This window comes from Aeromonas sp. HMWF015 (genome assembly GCF_963878965.1).
Classification (GTDB): domain Bacteria; phylum Pseudomonadota; class Gammaproteobacteria; order Enterobacterales; family Aeromonadaceae; genus Aeromonas; species Aeromonas veronii.
The window spans coordinates 26,437-44,662 of record NZ_CAWNZT010000309.1 but is presented as its reverse complement, the minus strand read 5'-3'; the positions used below and the strand labels follow the sequence as shown (position 1 = coordinate 44,662).

At 56.2% G+C, this 18,226-nt stretch carries 18 protein-coding genes; 11 read left to right on the top strand and 7 right to left on the bottom strand.

Going from position 1 to position 18,226, the window contains the following annotated elements; translation table 11 throughout:
- From AACS18_RS15895 to AACS18_RS15885, 3 genes are all read right to left on the bottom strand, one after another.
- A partial coding sequence (locus AACS18_RS15895; RefSeq protein ID WP_005338602.1) for a DUF2789 family protein occupies positions 1–235 on the bottom strand: 235 nt, incomplete at its 3' end.
- A gap of 74 nt (positions 236–309) precedes the next feature.
- Positions 310–609: a DUF3301 domain-containing protein gene (locus AACS18_RS15890; RefSeq protein ID WP_106842366.1), complete on the bottom strand. Its 300-nt coding sequence runs from the start codon at positions 607–609 to the stop codon at positions 310–312.
- 111 nt (positions 610–720) lie between these two features.
- Complete coding sequence (locus AACS18_RS15885; protein ID WP_103251461.1) at positions 721–1,761, bottom strand: DUF3549 family protein; 1,041 nt, start codon at positions 1,759–1,761, stop codon at positions 721–723.
- Between the two features lie 276 nt (positions 1,762–2,037).
- Here AACS18_RS15885 and AACS18_RS15880 point away from each other — a divergent pair, with 276 nt between their 5' ends.
- From AACS18_RS15880 to ptsG, 6 genes are all read left to right on the top strand, one after another.
- Positions 2,038–2,373 carry a YqcC family protein gene (locus AACS18_RS15880; RefSeq protein WP_005338596.1) on the top strand — a complete coding sequence of 112 codons (336 nt, stop codon included), beginning with the start codon at positions 2,038–2,040 and terminating at the stop codon, positions 2,371–2,373.
- The gene (gene truC, locus AACS18_RS15875) at positions 2,370–3,143 is read left to right on the top strand and encodes a tRNA pseudouridine(65) synthase TruC (RefSeq protein WP_108612677.1); all 774 of its coding nucleotides are present in this window, start codon (positions 2,370–2,372) and stop codon (positions 3,141–3,143) included. Before AACS18_RS15880 ends, truC begins: the two co-directional genes overlap by 4 nt.
- Before the next feature lie 90 nt (positions 3,144–3,233).
- Positions 3,234–3,674 carry a flavodoxin gene (locus tag AACS18_RS15870; RefSeq protein WP_108612676.1) on the top strand — a complete coding sequence of 147 codons (441 nt, stop codon included), beginning with the start codon at positions 3,234–3,236 and terminating at the stop codon, positions 3,672–3,674.
- Positions 3,675–4,216: 542 nt separating this feature from the next.
- Positions 4,217–5,578, top strand: coding sequence for a maltoporin (locus tag AACS18_RS15865; protein ID WP_108612675.1), 1,362 nt, complete (start codon positions 4,217–4,219; stop codon positions 5,576–5,578).
- Between the two features lie 91 nt (positions 5,579–5,669).
- Positions 5,670–6,641 carry a MalM family protein gene (locus AACS18_RS15860; RefSeq protein ID WP_181363300.1) on the top strand — a complete coding sequence of 324 codons (972 nt, stop codon included), beginning with the start codon at positions 5,670–5,672 and terminating at the stop codon, positions 6,639–6,641.
- Positions 6,642–7,064: 423 nt separating this feature from the next.
- A complete protein-coding gene (gene ptsG / locus AACS18_RS15855) occupies positions 7,065–8,495 on the top strand; it encodes a PTS glucose transporter subunit IIBC (protein WP_108612673.1) in 1,431 nt (476 codons plus the stop codon).
- A gap of 275 nt (positions 8,496–8,770) precedes the next feature.
- Here ptsG and AACS18_RS15850 read toward each other — a convergent pair whose 3' ends face one another.
- The 4 genes from AACS18_RS15850 to map all read right to left on the bottom strand — a co-directional run bounded on the left by AACS18_RS15850 (position 8,771) and on the right by map (position 13,808).
- The gene (locus AACS18_RS15850; protein WP_005338583.1) at positions 8,771–9,154 is read right to left on the bottom strand and encodes a DUF3461 family protein; all 384 of its coding nucleotides are present in this window, start codon (positions 9,152–9,154) and stop codon (positions 8,771–8,773) included.
- Between the two features lie 128 nt (positions 9,155–9,282).
- Entirely contained in the window at positions 9,283–10,110 is an 828-nt protein-coding gene (gene dapD / locus AACS18_RS15845) for a 2,3,4,5-tetrahydropyridine-2,6-dicarboxylate N-succinyltransferase (protein ID WP_108612672.1), read from the bottom strand.
- 174 nt (positions 10,111–10,284) lie between these two features.
- The gene (glnD, locus tag AACS18_RS15840) at positions 10,285–12,933 is read right to left on the bottom strand and encodes a bifunctional uridylyltransferase/uridylyl-removing protein GlnD (RefSeq protein WP_108612671.1); all 2,649 of its coding nucleotides are present in this window, start codon (positions 12,931–12,933) and stop codon (positions 10,285–10,287) included.
- 86 nt (positions 12,934–13,019) lie between these two features.
- Complete coding sequence (map, locus tag AACS18_RS15835; RefSeq protein WP_021229216.1) at positions 13,020–13,808, bottom strand: type I methionyl aminopeptidase; 789 nt, start codon at positions 13,806–13,808, stop codon at positions 13,020–13,022.
- A 371-nt stretch (positions 13,809–14,179) separates the two neighbouring features.
- Here map and rpsB point away from each other — a divergent pair, with 371 nt between their 5' ends.
- From rpsB to uppS, 5 genes are all read left to right on the top strand, one after another.
- The gene (gene rpsB / locus AACS18_RS15830; protein WP_005303470.1) at positions 14,180–14,908 is read left to right on the top strand and encodes a 30S ribosomal protein S2; all 729 of its coding nucleotides are present in this window, start codon (positions 14,180–14,182) and stop codon (positions 14,906–14,908) included.
- A 104-nt stretch (positions 14,909–15,012) separates the two neighbouring features.
- The gene (tsf, locus tag AACS18_RS15825) at positions 15,013–15,894 is read left to right on the top strand and encodes a translation elongation factor Ts (protein ID WP_005338578.1); all 882 of its coding nucleotides are present in this window, start codon (positions 15,013–15,015) and stop codon (positions 15,892–15,894) included.
- A 71-nt stretch (positions 15,895–15,965) separates the two neighbouring features.
- On the top strand, positions 15,966–16,700 hold the full coding sequence (gene pyrH, locus AACS18_RS15820) for a UMP kinase (RefSeq protein WP_005338577.1): 735 nt from the start codon (positions 15,966–15,968) through the stop codon (positions 16,698–16,700).
- A gap of 101 nt (positions 16,701–16,801) precedes the next feature.
- Positions 16,802–17,359, top strand: a complete 558-nt coding sequence (gene frr / locus AACS18_RS15815; RefSeq protein ID WP_005338576.1) for a ribosome recycling factor — start codon at positions 16,802–16,804, stop codon at positions 17,357–17,359.
- A 72-nt stretch (positions 17,360–17,431) separates the two neighbouring features.
- Positions 17,432–18,208 (top strand): polyprenyl diphosphate synthase, encoded by a 777-nt coding sequence (gene uppS, locus AACS18_RS15810; RefSeq protein ID WP_005338574.1) that lies wholly within the window; start codon positions 17,432–17,434, stop codon positions 18,206–18,208.
- Positions 18,209–18,226 lie beyond the last annotated feature (18 nt).

The following is an 18,226-nucleotide window of genomic DNA, read 5'->3' as shown; positions in this document are numbered from 1 at the left end:
AGCGGGGCTGGCGCAACATCACATCGAGCTGGTCGATCGCCTCGCACCAGTCGGAGTCGTTCCACAGGGCATCGCGCAGAAAGCTGGCTTGGGCGGCGTTCCAGAAACCGGCCTCCGGCAGCAGGGTCTCATTGTCGAGGTGATGGTCGTGCACAAAGCGGTGCAGGCTCAGCTCGTCGTTGGCCATCCCGAGCTGGGCAAACAGGGCTGGCAGATCGTGGACAAGGGGTTCCATCTCGTCTCTCCCTTTGTTTAATCCCTGAGATTATAGACAGGCACAGCCATCGGGCGCAGAGACGAGATTGGAGATCAGGCAGAGGGGATGCGATGGGGGGGAAGATCTACGCCCACAACGTGCAGCCCCTGCATCTTGAGGGTGCCCTGATAGTGGCTCTCGCCATCGCTGGAGAATTCAAACTGATAGTGGGTCAGCAGCCGCAGGGGATTGCGGGCCAGCTCCCGCCGATGGCGAGCCAGTGACAGCAGTTGCAGATCATGGTGCTGGCAGTAGCGGCGCATGTATTGCCAGGCCACTTCTGCTTGTTGGCGTTGCAGCCAGAACAGGCCGCCCATCGCAATCAGCAACAAAATTCCGAGCATCTCTCCCATAGGCGGGCTTCCTTATCGTGATGTCGATAACCGGGAGTCCTGCTCGGCACTCCCGATCTCCTTTTCTATTTCCCGCCGTGTTGCCTCGTGGCGTGAGGGGGAGGCGAGGGATCAGGCCGAGGCAAACAGACGGCCGATGGCCTTGCCCAGCGCATCGCTGCGGTCGGGGTCGCGCAGTCTGGCCAGCATATCATTGCGCAGGGCCGGTAAAGTGACCAACTCGGCAAAAACCTGATTGAAGAACTGGGTCGGTTGTAGCGCCAGCTGTTCCAGATAGTGGCTGAGCAGATTGGCATCTTTCAGATCGGGCCAGAGCCGGCCGGCGATGGCGAGCAGCAGCGCCGGGCTTGGCTGGGTTTGCAGCAGGGTCAGCAGCTTGTTGGTGCGCAAAGTGCTGCCGGGGCAGGAGGCCATGGCGCGGCAGAGGTAGGCCAGGGTCTCAGGGTTGGGGGCGGCGCACTCCTGCTCCTTGCCGATCCGCTCGAGCAGGGCGCCTTGTACTGCCGGTGGCAGCGGGGCGTTTTCAAGGCTCTGGCAGAGGGCATAGAGCGGCTCTTGCGGCAGTTTGGGCAGCGCCTTGCAGATCAGCGCCAGATTGCGCTCATCATGCAGCCGCTCCGCCAGATCGGCAAAGCCCTGCAGCCCCAGCGTCTGCCAACCTGTATCGTTGGGGGCGGCCAGATAGTGGCAGAGGGCATCGTAATAGGCGGAAGGGGCCTGCTCCAGCTGGCGCGCCAATTTGGCGTGCAGACTGGCCATCTTGGCCTCCGCCGGGCGGAAGGTGTAGGGATTGTCGGCCAAGCGCTGGGCTTTTTCCTCGTCCAGATCGCCGGTGAGCTTGTAGCCCAGGGTCTCCACCACCTGATCCATGAACAGCTTGGGACCATTTGACATCAGCAGGCCGCGCTCATCGAGGGCAAACTTGAGGAACCAGAGGTAGTGGCGAGACTCGCTCGGCTGGAAGAAGTGCACACCGAGCCAGGCGTGCTGTTGCAGCGGCCAGGGGTAGGGCTCCTGCTGCTGTTCGATGCGCACAAAGGTATCGCTTGCCAGTGGCCGCACCTGGCGGCCCATGTCAAACAGCTGGAACTGGGTGCCAGCCTGAGTCAGAAATTCGGTCAAGGTATTGATGGCAGTAGGCGTCGCAGACATGGTGAGATCCGGCTAATGGTGATGCGGGCCGATTATAAGGCCCTTGCCGAGGATAGCCAGTGGCAGCAGACGTGCGCTGCGGCAGATATCAACATGGCAGCCATGCGGGGGGAGGTGTATAGTATCGCCCTTTTTTAAAGTCGGCAGGCCGCGCTGACTGCCGTGTATGTCGATGAGCCGGCTGAATCGCCGGTGCTGCGCGACCGAATGTATCGGCATTCTGGCTGACCCTGTCGGGTCGGCGGATCAATCTGTGGTTATGAGGAAGAGAGCGAGATGAATCAATATTTGCTGGTAGCTGGCCTGTTGGGGGAACTCACCGCCGAGTTGCAGCGCCTTGAGCGCTGGCAAGCTGACCATCCCGGTGACGAAGCTCTGGCAAGCACCCTGCCTTTTTGTGTCGATACCCTGAGCTTTGATCAGTGGCTGCAGTTCGTGCTGATCCCGCGCATGGAGCAGCTGGTGATGTTGCAGGCGCCGTTGCCCACCAGCGTCTCCCTCTATCCCATGGCCAGCGAAGTCTACAAAGAAGATCTGGCCGAAGCAGAAGCGCTGCTGCGCCTGATCGCCCGCTTCGATCTGCTGCTTTCCGGCAAAGTGATCGAACAATGATGCCAGAGCAAACGCGAGAAGAGAGTGACTTGAAGCTGACCCTGCTCTATCAGGATGAGTGGCTGGTGGCGGTCAACAAGCCGTCCGGTCTGCTGGTGCACCGCAGCTGGCTCGACAAGGGCGAGACCCGTTTTGCCATGCAGATGACCCGGGATCTCATCGGTGGTCGCCATGTCTATCCGGTGCATCGCCTCGACCGACCCACCTCCGGTGTGCTGCTGTTTGCGCTCGATCCGGTGATTGCCCGCGCACTGACCGAAGCCTTTACCCAACGTCAGGTACACAAGGAGTATCTGGCATTGGTGCGGGGCTGGGCACCCGAACAGGGGGTGATCGACTATCCCCTCAAGGAGCAGTTGGACAAGATTGCCGATGCCATGAGCAACCCGGATCGCCCGGCGCAGGATGCCGTCACCACCTTCCGGCGCCTGCATCAGGTCGAGCTGCCCCACGCGGTCTCCAAGAAGCACCCTACCAGTCGCTACAGTCTGGTCAGATTGTTCCCGAAGACCGGCCGCAAGCATCAGTTGCGCCGCCATATGGATCATCTGTTCCATCCTATTGTGGGCGACACCACCCACGGGGATGGCCGCCACAACCGTTTCTTTCGCGAGCATTTTGGCTGCGAACGGCTGCTGCTGGTGGCCCGCACCCTGAGCTTTACCCATCCGGTGCTCAAGGTGCCGATGCGGATCCAGGCTCCACTCGGTCAGGATGTGCTGCGCCTGTTTGCCGAGCTGGGCTGGCCCGCCAGCGAGAGCGACTACTAAGCGCCTGATCCTCAGCCTTGAACCGGTGGCATCTGACGCCAGCTTGCTGATAGAGTTGCTCAAAAGAGTGACTCAAGCAGGGAGAGGAGAATGGCGCAGATCGATATCGTGGTAGGAACTGTCTATGGCGCAGCCATGCTGGTGGCCGAGACCTTGGTAGATGAGCTGGAACGCAAGGGGCATCACTGTTCTCTGCACGAAGAAGCACGGCTGGCGGACATCGACCCCGGCCGTTTTTTATTGCTGGTCAGTGCCACTACAGGACAGGGGGACATTCCTCCCAATCTGCAGCCCTTTGCCAGCGAGCTGGCTGACAAGGCGCCCTGGTTCAAGGGGCTGCGGTATGCCCTGATTGCCATGGGGGACAGCAGCTATGACCATTTTTGTGGTGCGGGCCGTCGGCTGGACGGATTGCTGCAAGAGCTGGGCGCCACGCGAGTGATTCCCCCGCTGGAGCTAGATGCTACCGTGCACGATGAACCCGAACAGGTGGCACTCAGCTGGCTGAAAAAGTGTGATATTCAGCCCTGAATATTCTCTGAAATAGAGCCATATCAATCCCCTGATCCTTAACCGGCAGGGGATTGTTATTTGCACAAATGTCATCTCACTCAGCAAGCATATTTCCCACTCTTATTGTCGATAGTGGCGGAGGGATATTTTCCCCTTTTGGCATTCCATCGGCGTAATGGTTTCAAGTGCACCGCAGACCCGTCATCCAAATAAAAGTTCAATCTTGAAAGCGATCTCAGTCATGTTTTTGTCATTCGAACGTAAAATAATGACTTTGGTTCAGTCGCGAATTAATTGCTGGTAACGCTTTCAGGTTTGGTGTGATTGCTTTTTTTGCGGTTTTATTGGTTAACTATTGCCTTGTTGGTCGTTTTTTTGCTGACAGGTGTTGTGGCGATCGTTTGCCGAGCGATTTGTCGCCATTTTGTGAGTCGCTTCATATTTGTCGTGAAATACGCTCCCTATAATCAACCTCGGTTATCACCAACAGGATTACATGGTGATAAGAAGTTGAATATTCAGGATCACACTCCTCACTGCGGGAAATAAGGAATATGACAATGAAAATGAAGTGGCTCCCGATTGCAGCAGCTGTTACTGCCGCCCTGGCTTCCCAAGCCGCCTTTGCCGTAGATTTCCACGGTTACTTCCGTTCCGGTGTCGGTGTTTCCGGCGACGGCGACATGGTTAAATACAACGTCAATAAAGTTGGCCGTCTGGGTAACGAAAATGATACCTACGGTGAAGTGCAACTGGGTCAGGAAGTATTCAACAAAGATGGCAAGACTTTCTATGTTGATTCCATGTTTGCCATGGCTTCCAACGGTTCAAACGATTGGGAAGGCACCGGTACTGTTTGTAACTTCGATGCCAAGCAGTGCAATGGTGATTCTGACTTCGCTCTGCGTCAGTTCAACGTACAAGCCAAAGGCTTGCTGAACTTTGCTCCTGAAGCAACCCTGTGGGCTGGTAAGCGTTACTATCAACGCCATGACATCCACATCTCCGACTTCTATTACTGGAACATCTCCGGTGCTGGTGCTGGTATCGAAGGCATCCAGGCTGGTCCGGGTAAAGTCTCTTTCGCATGGGTACGCAACGATCGCAGCGCTGCCGATGTGTTTGGCCAATACACCAAAACAGGTGTAACTAAGAAACCCGTTTTGGATGCCAATGGAAATCCGACCGGTAATTACATCGAAGAGCCTACTTACACCAAGAACGAAGACCTGAACGTCAATACTCTGGATCTGCGTTATGCCGGCATCCCGCTGTGGACCGATGCTTCTCTGGAGCTGGGCGTGGATTACGCTCTGGTCAATGAGACCAACGATCAGAAAGCACTGAAAAAAGACCCGAAAGACGGCGTCATGCTGACTGCTGAGCTGACCGCAGGCATCCTCGGTGGTTTCAACAAAACCGTGCTGCAATACGGTACCGAAGGTTACTCCAAGACCATGGCTTTCTACGGTGATGGTTCCTGGTACGGTGCTGAAGCCAAAGACGGTGCCGATGGTTTCCGTATCATCAACTGGGGCGTTGTTCCGATGGGCAACTCCTGGGAGATGGGTCACCAGCTGGTTTACGGTGTAGGCAACGAAATGTGGGATGGCAACGACAAGTACGAAACCATGTCCGCTGTTATTCGCCCGATGTACAAGTGGGATGACTTCAACAAGACCATCTTTGAAGGCGGCTACTTCAAGGACAACAACAAGTCTACCAATGGTAGCGAAGACAAAGATGCTGGCTACAAGCTGACCCTGGCACAAGCCTGGTCTGCCGGTTCCAGCTTCTGGGCCCGTCCGGAAATCCGTGTGTTCGCCTCCTATCTGGCTAACGACGAAGACAAGAAAGTCTTCGAAGGCAATACCTCCAAAGACACCTACCAATTTGGTGTTCAAGCAGAAGCTTGGTGGTAAGCAAAAGTTTAAGTTAAGTTAGTGACTGCCCCCTTATGGGGGCAGTTTTGTTTCGCCGGATCACGGCCACCGGATTATGGAGATAAGAAAAATGAAACGGGTAAAGATGTCTATTGCAGCCGTAATCACTGCGCTATTAACCGGTTGTGCCGGAAACATGGTTGTTCCTCTGCAAGAACATGGCTCGATCTTGAGCGATGCAGATCAAGCCAAGCAAGCGTTGGCCAAAGCCTCAAGCTGCTGTGTGGCGTTTAAAGATTTCAGTTATGCCCCCTTGCCTGAAGGTGAGACCTTGCTGGCCATCGATGGCAAGCAACCCACTTTTCAGTTTGATGAGGGGATGAGTTACTTTGCGGCTTATCGCCTGCCGGCCAACACCGGTAATCTGGCGATCAGCCTGGCGTCACAGGTGAGCAAAACCGTGATGGTGCCCAAAGTTATTATGCTGGATGCCGAGTTCAAGGTGACTCGGGTTCTGGGTGAGTCAGTATTCAGCTATCAGCCTGCTCACTTGCTCGATAACGACCGTATTGAAGGGCGTGTTTTTGTTGACCGCAGCATGCCTGGCAACCCGGCCAGCGAAACATACATGATCGTCTATGCGCCTGCAGATAAGCTCTCGGGCAGCACAACAATCCTGCATCCATCAAAAGCGTTTGCTCGCGCTAATGGTACCGTTGAGCCTGATATCAAGGATCCGGTGATCCCGCACTCCCCTTGGGGTTTGGTGCAGATCAAAGTCAAAGATATGGCCCGTGGGAGTGGCCTTGAAGCGGTATTCAAACCCGAATATGCCGACAAGGTGGCCATGAGCCAGGGTCAGCAGGTTGCCGCGATAGCGACGACTGCAGCCGTTACCACAACTGCAACAGCTGCGGTCGCAGCCAAACCTGCTCCTGCCATGCTGAGTGAAACAGAAGCCTTCTACCAGAGCCAGATCGAAAAAGCGGTCAAGGCGGGGGATATCGACAAGGCGATGAAGCTGGTGAACGAGGCCGAGCGGGCTGGTTCAACCAAGGCAAAAAGCGTGTTTATTGATGCGGTCAAGCGCTCGCAAAAATAGAGTAATACGACCCTTTGCTGGTCAGATATATTTATTGAGGCCTCCCTTGTTGGAGGCCTTTTTAATCGGTAGACTGTAATAAATAAAAATTAAGCCGTTACATTGAGTTACAATGAGTTGCCATTTGATATAAATGGCATTATTAAAATACAAAGTGAAACTGCAATTCATATCTCTTTGTAATAGAGTGATAATGCAGATTATTAACTTATATTAGAGGCGTTTTTTAGCCGATAAACAAGTTGTGATCTTCCCTCCAAATTCAATATTCCCCCGCCTTCGAAAGCAGCAATTTATGACCCGCTGGGTTATATTCTGATGGTCAAAATAAACAAGCCCGACTCGAAGATATCTGAATGAATCAGTGCTTATTTCATCCAGATAGATCGTTCAGGGACGACAATCCATTCAGGAGCGCACACAATGTTCAAAAATGCTTTCTCTAATCTGCAAAAGGTTGGTAAGGCGCTGATGCTGCCAGTATCAGTCTTGCCAGTCGCAGGTATTCTGCTGGGGGTGGGTGCTGCCCACTTCAGCTGGATGCCGGAAATTGTCTCCCAGTTGATGGAGCAAGCCGGTGGTTCTGTATTTGGCCAGATGGCCCTGCTGTTTGCAGTGGGTGTTGCTCTGGGCTTTACCAATAACGACGGTGTATCCGGTCTGTCAGCCATCGTTGGCTACGGCATCATGGTCGCAACCCTGAAGGTCATGGCACCTGTGATGGGTGTTGAAACCATCGAAACCGGCGTGCTGGGTGGTATCCTGGCCGGTGGTATCGCTGCCTGGGCCTTCAACCGTTTCTACAAGATCCAGCTGCCAGAGTACCTGGGCTTCTTCGCGGGCAAACGTGCCGTACCCATCATCACCGGTTTCCTCTCCATCGGTCTGGGTGTGATCCTGTCCGTGATTTGGCCGCCAGTGGGTGGCGCCATCGGTGCCTTCTCTGACTGGGCTGCCAACCAGAACCCGGTACTGGCCTTCGGTATCTACGGCGTGGTTGAGCGCTCCCTGATCCCGTTCGGTCTGCACCACATCTGGAACGTACCGTTCTTCTATCAGGCTGGTACCTGCGTCAACGGTGCCGGTGAAACTGTGCACGGTATCATGACCTGCTTCCTGACTGCTGATGACGCGTCCCGCGCTGCCGGTAACGGCTTCGGTCAGCTGGCTGGTGGCTATCTGTTCAAGATGTTCGGTCTGCCTGCTGCTGCGTTCGCCATCGCTCACGCTGCCAAGCCGGAAAACCGCGCCAAGATCGTTGGTATCATGGCCTCTGCTGCCCTGACCTCTTTCCTGACCGGTATTACCGAGCCGATTGAATTCTCCTTCCTGTTCATCGCTCCGGTTCTGTACGCAATCCACGCTGTACTGGCTGGTCTGGCTTATGTGCTGACCAACTCCCTGGGTATCGTACACGGTCACACCTTCTCCAACGGCTTCATCGACTTCGTGGTGCAATCACCGCGTGCCGACAACATGCTGCTGCTGGTTGGTCTGGGTCTGGTCTACGCGGCCATCTACTACGTCGTATTCAGTTTCGTTATCCGTGCCATGAACCTGAAAACCCCGGGTCGTGAAGACGAGACTGCTGAAGAGAGCGTTGGCCAAGGCAAAGACGAGATGTCTGCTGCTCTGGTTGCCGCCTTCGGTGGTAAAGAGAACATCGCTTCTCTGGATGCTTGCATTACCCGTCTGCGTGTTGGCGTGAAAGATGTTGCCAAAGTTGACCAGGCTGGTCTGAAGAAACTGGGTGCTGCCGGTGTGGTAGTGGCTGGTTCCGGCGTTCAAGCCATCTTCGGTACCAAGTCTGACAACCTGAAAACCGACATGGACATCTGGATGAAGAGCAACTAATTCTGTTGCCTGAATATCAGCGTGTTTGAAGAGGGAGGCGAAAGCCTCCCTCTTGCTATTGTTATGGATCGTGCGAGTCGCTGTAGATCGATCTCGGCAGGAGTCTCTTTGCCCAAGGGGCGATATGTAACGGGTTGCCCAATGGTGGCCCAACAGCACAAGGTGGTGTGCTCCGCTCACCTTATCGCACGGCATTGCCAGATAACCCCATAGCCCCATAAAGCCAGCCAATAAAAAGAGCGCCACCTGGGCGCTCTTTTGTCGAGTCGGGGGGATTAGAGTTTCTCCAGATCCCGTTCGATTTCACTGATCTTGTTCTGTACCACTTTTTCCAGATGGCGCAGGTCGCGCAGGATCTTCTGCTTGATGTCCGGATCGGCCTGCTGATGGACGCCCTGGGTCAGGTTGTCCAGCTCATCCACCACATACTTGAGGTTGGCGTTGATCTCGGTGACATCCTTGTACTCATGGGTGCCGGAGTCGACCAGCATGGTCTTGCGCTGGCGGGGATACTTGAATTTGACACTCTTGGCGAAGAACTCGCCCTTCTGCTTCTTGAAGTAGATCTTGAGGATGTCGTGGTTGGCCTCCTGGCGCAGGGTGTAGCTGTCGACGGAGGCGGGATCCTGGATCCCCAGGCTCTTCAGATTCTCGTACATCAGGCTTCCTCAGTTTGAAACGATCCTGTCCCATCCATCTTAACTGATGCCGCATGGCTTGCCTGTGACAGGGGCGCCAAAATCAAAAAGGGCGCCATAAGGCGCCCTTTTCATCACAGCAATGCTGATTACTCGTCGATGGAGCGCAGCAGGGCGTTGATGCTGACTTTGGCGCGGGTTTTGGCATCCACCTTCTTGACGATCACCGCCGCGTAGAGGCTGTACTTGCCGCACTTGGAGGGCAGGGAGCCGGAGACGACTACGGAGCCAGCCGGTACGCGGCCGTAGTGGATCTCGCCGGTTTCGCGGTCATAGATGCGGGTGGACTGACCGATAAAGACGCCCATGGAGATGACGGAACCTTCCTCGACGATCACCCCTTCAACCACTTCGGATCGGGCACCGATAAAGCAGTTGTCTTCGATGATGGTCGGGTTGGCCTGCAGTGGCTCCAGTACGCCACCAATGCCGACGCCGCCGGAGAGGTGGACGTTCTTACCAATCTGGGCGCAAGAGCCGACAGTGGCCCAGGTATCGACCATGGTACCTTCGTCAACGAAGGCGCCGATGTTGACGTAGGAGGGCATCAGCACGGTATTGGGGGCGATAAAGGAGCCTTTGCGAGCGGTCGCCGGCGGTACCACGCGTACACCGGCAGCCTTGAACTGCTCTTCGGTGTAGTTGGAGAACTTGAGGGGAACCTTGTCGTAGTACTGGGCATCGTCGCCCTTGATGATGCCGTTGTCGTTGATGCGGAAGTAGAGCAGTACCGCTTTCTTCAACCACTGATGGACAACCCACTCACCGGCGATCTTCTCGGCAACCCGTGCCTTGCCAGAGTCCAGCAGGTCGATGGCTTGCAGGATGGCGGACTTGGTGGCGCTATCCACGGAGCCCGGAGTAATGGTGTCGCGGCGCTCGAAGGCCGCTTCAATGATCTGTTGCAACTCGGTCATGACAGGTTTCCTTTAAAAAATTCTGTTTGTTGTATCACACTTTTCCGACTGTTTTTAAGGGGTTGACCGGAATTCTTCCGGCTAGTGGCCATTTCTTCATCCGGTGTGCGCCAACCAGTTGTTTGGCATGGCAAAAAACGCCCGACAACCAGCCTCTTTCGAATCACTTTTCGCTTAATCCTGTACCGACTGCTGGGGGTTGAGTTGGTGTACCAGTCGCTCTTCCAGCTGCTGTTGCTGCTCGGCGGTCAATGGTTCGCCATCGAGGCTGGTCAGGCTGAAAAAGTCCTCGACCCTCTCACCGAAAGTGGCAATTTTGGCGGCGTGCAGCGACAGGCCGCACTGCTGGAAAACGGCACCGATCCGTGCCAGCAGGCCGGGGGTATCGAGGGCAGTCAGCTCCATCAGGGTGTGACGGCTCTCCCCTTTAGTGGGCGAAGAGCGGGGCAGGAAGACCACCCGGGTCGGCACGCTGAACTGGCGGTGGCGCCGTGACAACGGCTTGTTGCGCAACACCAGCTTGCCCGGCTCCTGCAGCGCCTTCTCCAGCGCTTTCTTGATGGTGGCGGTGCGGTTGGGGCTGATGGGCTCGCCGTTTGGCTCCAGCACCACGAAGGTATCGAGCACATAGTTACTGCGCGAGTTCATGATCTGGGCGTCGTGGATGTTGAGGTTCTTCTGATCCAGTGCCGAGGCGACGGTGGCAAACAGATTCGGGGTATCGCGGCAGTAGATAAATACCTCGCTGCCACCGCGGGTCGGGTGTTTGCCGATGATCACCAGCGGTGCCGGATTGTCGCCATGCTCGATGATATGGCGGCAGTGCCAGGCGATCTGTTCCGGGCTGTGACGCAGGAAGTAGTCGGCCTTGAAATCGGCCCAGAGCTGGTTGATTGCCTCTTCCGATACATCCCGTTGCGCCAGCAGTTGCTTGGCCTGACGCTGGTTTTCGCGAATGCGCAGCCGCATGTCGGGCGGGTTCTCCAGCCCCTGGCGCAGCGCCTTCTGGGTGGCGAAGTAGAGCTCCCGCAGCAGGGTGCCCTTCCAGTCGTTCCACAGGGTATCGTTGGTGGCGCAGATATCGGCCACTGTGAGGCAGTAGAGCAGGTCGAGATGCTGCTCGTCGCGCACCTTCTGGGCAAAATCGGTGACCACGTCGGAGTCATAGATGTCGCGGCGCTGGGCGGTGACCGACATCAGCAGATGGTGGCGTACCAGCCAGGCGACCAGTCGACTCTCGTAGCGATCCAGACCGTGCAGCAGGCAGAACTCCAGCGCATCGACAGCGCCGAGCTCCGAGTGATCGCCACGCCGCCCCTTGGCGATATCGTGGAACAGGGCGGCGATGCTGAGCAGCTCCGGTTTGCGCAGCCGGGTGAAGACCTCGTGGCAGAGCGGGTGGCTCTGGCGACTGGCCGGATTGGGAAACTGATGAATGTTCTTGAGCAGCCGGTGGGTGTGCTCATCTACGGTGTAGGCGTGGAACATGTCGAACTGCATCTGGCCGACGATGAGGTTCCACTGGGGCAGATAGGCGGCGAGGATGCCGTATTTGTGCATCAAGGTGAGCGGCAGGCCGATGCCGTTGGGGTGGCGCAGCAGCGCCATAAACAGGCGACGGCAGTCGGGCAAGTCTTGCAACCAGCAGTTGAGTTTGCGGCGCGCCTCGCGCAGTTGGCGCAAGGTGGCCGAGTGGATACCTGCAATCTCGGGATGCTGGGCCATCTGATAGAAGAGGCGCAGGATAGCGGCCGGTTCACGGCTAAACAGCTCCGCATCCACCGCATCGATGAGGCGGCCACGGAACTGGAACTCGTCGGAGAGGCGGCGCACATCCATGGCGGTGTTGCCGAGGATCGCCTCGTCAAACAGCTGCAGCAGCATCTCGTTGAGCTCGGAGACCCGCCGTACCGTCTGGTAGAAGCGCTTCATCATCTGCTCGACCGGAGTGTTGCCTTCCCCCTCGAAACCCAACATCTGGGCCACGGTGCGCTGGCGATCGAACAGCAGGCGGTTATCCCCCTTATTGATGGCCATGTGCAGGGCGAAACGCACCTTCCAGAGAAAATTCTGGCAGTCGAGCAGCTCACGATACTCGGCGCGATTGAGAAAGCCGTGGCTGGTCATCTCGAACAAGGTGGTGGCGCCAAAGTGGCGGCGGGCGACCCAGGCGAGGGTTTGAATGTCACGCAGGCCGCCCGGATTGCTCTTGAGATCCGGCTCCAGCTTGTAGGCGGTGCCGAGAAACTGCTGATGACGCTCCGCCTGCTCCTGGCGCTTGGCGCGAAAGAAGGCTTCGCTCGGCCAGAAGTGCTGGGGGCCGGTGGCCTCTTTGAGCTGCTGGAATCCCTCCTGGCGACCTGTGATGTAGCGGGCCTCGATGAGGTTGGTGGCGACCGTAATATCGGCACGCCCCTGCTCGAGACACTCCGCCACGTTGCGCACCGCCTGACCCACCTCCAGCTTGAGATCCCACAGCAAGGTGATGAACTCGCCGATCCGCAGCCCCAGCACCTCGTCCAGCTCGTCGCCGTCATAGAGGATCAGCAGGTCGATATCGGAGTGGGGGTGCAGCTCGCCGCGACCATACCCCCCCACCGCGATCAGGGTGAGGTCGCTCTTGTCGAAGCCGAACTTCTGCCACAGGCGGCAGAGCAGCTGATCCATATACTCGGAGCGGGTGGCGACCAGCTCGATGATGTTGTCGCCGGCATCAAAACGGGCGTGTAGCCAGCCGAGAAAGCGGCTCAGGTACTCTTTGCAGTTGTCGCGAGTGAGCTGGTCATCGGGTAACAAATGAGGGGAAAGCAGGCTGGCGTCCATGGCATCTCACACGCAAGTGGCAGGCAAACGGCTGAAACAGAAGTAAAAACCCCGGCGCTTTGGAAGTTCAGGGCCGGGGTTCGATGTTAGCTGTGTTTGATGAAGCGGTCGATAGTGTCATCGGGGCGCAGGGTGAGCACCTCGCAGCCATCATCGGTCACCAGCAGGGTGTGTTCCCACTGGGCGGAGTCGCCGCCATCCTTGGTGGTCACGGTCCAGCCATCCTTCGGATTGACCTTGCAGTGATACTTCTTGCTGTTGACCATGGGCTCGATGGTGAAGCACATGCCCGCTTTCAGCTCCAGCTTGCCGCTGTTGCGATAGTGGAGGATCTGTGGCTCTTCGTGGAACTCGGCACCGATGCCGTGGCCGCAGTAGTCACGCACTACGGAGAATCCGGCCTTCTCGACGATGGGCTGAATAACAGCGCCAATCTCGGTGATGCAGGCACCCGGACGCACCTTCTTGATGGCGGCGTAGAGGCTCTCTTGCGCAACCTTGCAGAGCTGGCGGCGCAGCGGGGTGGTCTCGCCCACGATGAACATGGCCGAGGTATCACCGTGGTAGCCATCCTTGATGACGGTGATATCCAGGTTGATGATGTCGCCATCGCGCAGCTTCTTGTGATTCGGGATACCGTGGCAGATCACATCGTTCACCGAGGTGCAGATGGATTTGGGGAAGCCATGGTAGTTGAGCGGAGCTGGAACCGCCTGTTGTACGTCGACAATATAGTCGTGGCAGAGGGTGTTCAGTTCGTCAGTGGTGACGCCAGCTTTGACATGGGGCGCAATCATGACCAGCACATCGGCGGCCAATTGGCCGGCAACGCGCATCTTTTCAATCTCTTCCGGTGTCTTGATTTTAATGGACATGGGATCTCTCTTGCGGCCTGCCGCTGGGCCTGCGAGGGCTGACAGGACAGGTAATGAAAAATAGATGCGTTTGCAATCAGGGCAAAATTTTATCCGCAACCCCCGCGTACTTCCAGTGTGATTGTCATCACAACGTCAAATCGGCATCGCAGCATCCTCTGGCGGGATCCATATTTACACCTGTTTAGGGTGTCGGCCGGTGGTGTCCTGAACAAAGTTATGGTATAAAGCGCGCCGGAATGGGGAACTTGCGTCCCGATTTCATCACCCTTACTTAAACAACACACACACATCGACACATATGCCGGGGTGCCTTAACGGGTCGGTTATATGGGATGTGTGGAGGCCTAACCCCAATACAGAGGTATAAAATGGCTAAAGTTTCTATGCGCGACATGCTGCAAGCCGGCGTTCACTTCGGTCACCAGACTCGTTACTGGAACCCGAAAATGAAATCCTACATCTTCGGTGCTCGCAGCAAAGTTCACATCATCAACCTGGAAAAAACCGTTCCGATGTTTGACGATGCCATGAACTTCATCAGCTCCGTAGCTGCCAAGAAAGGCAAGGTACTGTTCGTTGGTACCAAGCGTGCCGCGTCTGAAGCCGTAAAAGAAGCCGCTGAGCGTTGCGACCAGTTCTATGTAAACCACCGCTGGCTGGGCGGTATGCTGACCAACTGGAAAACCGTTCGTCAGTCTATCAAGCGCCTGAAAGATCTGGAAACCCAGAGCCAGGACGGTACCTTCGACAAGCTGACCAAGAAAGAGGCGCTGATGCGTACTCGCGAAATGGAAAAGCTGGAGAAGAGCCTGGGTGGTATCAAGAACATGGGCGGCCTGCCTGACGTTCTGTTCGTTGTTGATGCCGACCACGAGCACATCGCTATCAAAGAAGCCAATAACCTGGGTATCCCGGTAGTTTCCATCGTTGATACCAACTCCAACCCGGACGGCGTTGACTATGTCATCCCGGGTAACGACGACGCTATCCGTGCCGTACAGCTGTACCTGAATGCTGCTGCTGACACCGTACTGGAAGCTCGCGCTCAGGACATCGTTGTTCAAGCCGAACAAGATGGCTTCGTTGAAGCTGAGTAATTGATAAGGACTGTAAAGCCCTTATTAACCAAGCTGATGTAATTGGTTAGCAGGGGCCCTTGTGGCCCCTGTTTCTTGTCAATTCAAGACCGAGGATACTGGACATGGCTAACGTTACTGCCGCCCTGGTAAAAGAACTGCGCGAGCGCACTGCCGCTGGCATGATGGATTGCAAAAAAGCACTGGAAGAAGCTGCTGGTGATATCGAGCTGGCAATTGAGAACATGCGCAAATCCGGTCAGGCCAAAGCCGCCAAGAAAGCTGGCCGTATCGCCGCTGAAGGCGTTATCTTTGCTCGCACCGAAGGCAACGTTGCCGTCATGATTGAGCTGAACAGCGAAACCGACTTCGTCGCCAAAGATGCCAGCTTCATGGCAATGGGCCAGAAGATCGCTGACATCGCTGCGACCCAGAAAATTGCTGACGTTGACGCGCTGAAAGCCGCTGACTTCGGTAACGGCGAATCCGTCGAGCTGACCATCACCAACCTGATCGCCAAGATCGGTGAGAACATGAACCTGCGTCGCGTGATGCTGGTTGAAGGTGACAACCTGGGTACCTACGTTCACGGTTCCCGCATTGGTGTTATCACCAAGCTGACCGGTGGTTCTGCCGAGCTGGCCAAAGATCTGGCCATGCACGTTGCTGCCAACAGCCCGCAATTCGTCAAGCCTGAAGACGTGTCTGCTGAAGTCGTTGCCAAAGAGCGCGAAATCCAGATCGACATCGCCATCAACTCCGGCAAGCCGAAAGAGATCGCCGAGAAGATGGTTGAAGGCCGTATGAAGAAGTTCACCGGTGAGGTTTCCCTGACTGGTCAACCGTTCGTGAAAGATCCTTCCATGACCGTTGCCGAGCTGCTGAAGAAAGAAGGCGCTGACGTTGTCTCCTTCACCCGTTTCGAAGTGGGCGAAGGCATCGAGAAGCAAGAGACCGATTTCGCTGCTGAAGTTGCAGCCCAAATCGCGGCCGCTCAAAAGGCCTAATCGAACCGGTTTTTCCGTTTCCCCAGACCGCGACTTATGTCGCGGTCTTTATATGACCAGGAATCAGTGACATGAGTACCAATCCCAAACCTGCATACAGACGTGTTCTTCTGAAGTTGAGTGGTGAAGCCCTGCAAGGATCCGAGGGTTTCGGCATTGATCCGGCGGTGCTGGAGCGGATGGCCCAAGAGATCAAAGAACTGGTTGAGTTGGGTGTTCAGGTCGGTCTGGTCATCGGTGGCGGCAACCTGTTCCGTGGTGCCGGTCTTGCCAAAGCGGGCATGAACCGCGTGGTGGGCGACCACATGGGTATGCTGGCAACCGTGATGAACGGTCTGGCCATGCGTGATGCCCTGCATCGTGCTTATGTGAATGCCCGTCTGATGTCTGCCATCTCCCTGCAAGGCGTCTGTGACTCCTACAGCTGGGCCGAGGCAATCAGCCAGCTGCGTGCTGGCAAAGTCGTTATCTTCTCTGCCGGTACCGGCAACCCCTTCTTCACTACCGATTCTGCGGCTTGCCTGCGCGGGATCGAGATCGAAGCTGACGTGGTACTCAAAGCCACCAAGGTTGATGGTGTATACAACGAAGATCCGGTCAAGAATCCGGATGCCGTACTGTATCATGAACTGAGTTATGATGAAGTTCTTGAAAAAGAGCTCAAGGTGATGGATCTTGCTGCCTTTACCCTGGCACGTGACCATGATCTGCCGATCCGCGTGTTCAACATGAACAAACCGGGTGCCCTGCGCCGGGTTGTCATGGGTGAACCGGAAGGCACTCTGATCCACCACGTTGGTAAATAAGATAAAAGTGAGCCACCTGGCGCTCTTATCCTATCCATCACGTCAGTAAATAAGATAGACACGGGCCGTGTAGCGGCTCGTTCGCCAAAAGGAAAACCACTGTGATCAACGAGATTAAAAACGACGCCAAGGACCGTATGGGCAAGAGCGTAGAAGCGCTCAAGACTCAAATGTCCAAGATCCGTACCGGCCGCGCTCATCCGAGCCTGCTCGACGGCATCCAGGTTGAGTATTACGGTGCTGCCACTCCGCTGAAACAGTTGGCCAACGTCGTGGCAGAAGATGCTCGCACCCTCTCCATCTCCATTTTTGACCGCTCTATGATCCAGGCGGTAGAGAAGGCGATCCTGACCTCCGATCTAGGCCTGAACCCGTCCAGCAATGGCCAGACCTTGCGTGTGCCGCTGCCGCCGCTGACCGAAGAGCGTCGTCGTGACCTGACCAAGATCGTCCGTGCCGAAGCGGAAAACGCTCGTGTTGCCGTGCGCAACATCCGTCGTGACGCCAACGCTGATCTGAAAGCGCTGCTGAAGGACAAAGAGATCTCCGAAGACGACGACCGTCGCGCTCAGGAAGAGATCCAGAAACTGACCGACTCCTACATCAAGCTGGTCGATGAGGCCCTTGCCGTAAAGGAGAAGGAGCTAATGGAAATCTAACCGTCTGAAAGGTATATTACGAGCGCCGTGTAGTGCCCCTGCACGGCGCTTTTGTCTTTGTGGGAGAATTACATGTCGCTTTTGGCTGCGTTGGGTGATTGTGCCAACTCGTCTTTACCCCGTCACGTCGCCATCATCATGGATGGTAACGGTCGCTGGGCCCAGAACCGAGGCAAGATGCGGGTTTATGGCCACAAGGCGGGCGTCAAGTCAGTGCGCGAGGCCGTTACCTTTGCTGCGCGTGCCAAGATCGAGGCATTGACCCTGTTTGCATTCTCCAGCGAGAACTGGCGCCGCCCGGAAGGGGAAGTCAGTGCCTTGATGGAACTGTTCATCACAGTGCTGGGTCGTGAGGTGCAGAAACTGCACAACAACGGGATCCGGCTCAAGGTGATTGGCGATACTGCTCGCTTTAGTGAGCGGTTGCAGGCCAAAATCGCCAAGGCGGAAGCCTTGACCGCCAATAACAAGGGGTTGACCCTGAACATTGCGGCCAATTATGGCGGCCAGTGGGATATCGCCCAGGCGGCCCGCAAGCTGGCTAAAGCAGTGGCGGCCGGTGAACTGGCCGCTGACGACATTGATGAATCCATGTTGACCCGTGAGGTTTGCATGGCCGATCTGCCACCCGTGGACCTGTTGATCCGTACTGGTGGCGATCATCGCATCAGCAACTTTGTGTTATGGCAGCTCGCCTATGCCGAGCTCTATTTTACCCCGGTATTGTGGCCCGATTTCAACGAGGCCGAGTTCAGTGAGGCGGTCGCCTCTTTCGTTGCCCGCGAGCGTCGCTTCGGTTGCACGGGTGAACAGATACGGGAATTGATCGCCGAGCAGCAGACCGGCTAAACCCCGCTCCCAAGAGAG

Excerpts from the sequence above, each read along its gene's own strand:
- AACS18_RS15870 (WP_108612676.1), top strand. The coding sequence starts at position 3,234 with ATGGCGCAGATCGATATCGTGGTAGGAACTGTCTATGGCGCAGCCATG.
- AACS18_RS15880 (WP_005338596.1), top strand. The coding sequence starts at position 2,038 with ATGAATCAATATTTGCTGGTAGCTGGCCTGTTGGGGGAACTCACCGCC.
- rpsB (WP_005303470.1), top strand. The coding sequence starts at position 14,180 with ATGGCTAAAGTTTCTATGCGCGACATGCTGCAAGCCGGCGTTCACTTC.
- AACS18_RS15885 (WP_103251461.1), bottom strand. The coding sequence starts at position 1,761 with ATGTCTGCGACGCCTACTGCCATCAATACCTTGACCGAATTTCTGACT.
- AACS18_RS15860 (WP_181363300.1), top strand. The coding sequence starts at position 5,670 with ATGAAACGGGTAAAGATGTCTATTGCAGCCGTAATCACTGCGCTATTA.
- map (WP_021229216.1), bottom strand. The coding sequence starts at position 13,808 with ATGTCCATTAAAATCAAGACACCGGAAGAGATTGAAAAGATGCGCGTT.
- glnD (WP_108612671.1), bottom strand. The coding sequence starts at position 12,933 with ATGGACGCCAGCCTGCTTTCCCCTCATTTGTTACCCGATGACCAGCTC.
- uppS (WP_005338574.1), top strand. The coding sequence starts at position 17,432 with ATGTCGCTTTTGGCTGCGTTGGGTGATTGTGCCAACTCGTCTTTACCC.
- dapD (WP_108612672.1), bottom strand. The coding sequence starts at position 10,110 with ATGACCGAGTTGCAACAGATCATTGAAGCGGCCTTCGAGCGCCGCGAC.
- AACS18_RS15850 (WP_005338583.1), bottom strand. The coding sequence starts at position 9,154 with ATGTACGAGAATCTGAAGAGCCTGGGGATCCAGGATCCCGCCTCCGTC.
- tsf (WP_005338578.1), top strand. The coding sequence starts at position 15,013 with ATGGCTAACGTTACTGCCGCCCTGGTAAAAGAACTGCGCGAGCGCACT.
- truC (WP_108612677.1), top strand. The coding sequence starts at position 2,370 with ATGATGCCAGAGCAAACGCGAGAAGAGAGTGACTTGAAGCTGACCCTG.
- AACS18_RS15890 (WP_106842366.1), bottom strand. The coding sequence starts at position 609 with ATGGGAGAGATGCTCGGAATTTTGTTGCTGATTGCGATGGGCGGCCTG.
- ptsG (WP_108612673.1), top strand. The coding sequence starts at position 7,065 with ATGTTCAAAAATGCTTTCTCTAATCTGCAAAAGGTTGGTAAGGCGCTG.
- AACS18_RS15865 (WP_108612675.1), top strand. The coding sequence starts at position 4,217 with ATGAAAATGAAGTGGCTCCCGATTGCAGCAGCTGTTACTGCCGCCCTG.
- pyrH (WP_005338577.1), top strand. The coding sequence starts at position 15,966 with ATGAGTACCAATCCCAAACCTGCATACAGACGTGTTCTTCTGAAGTTG.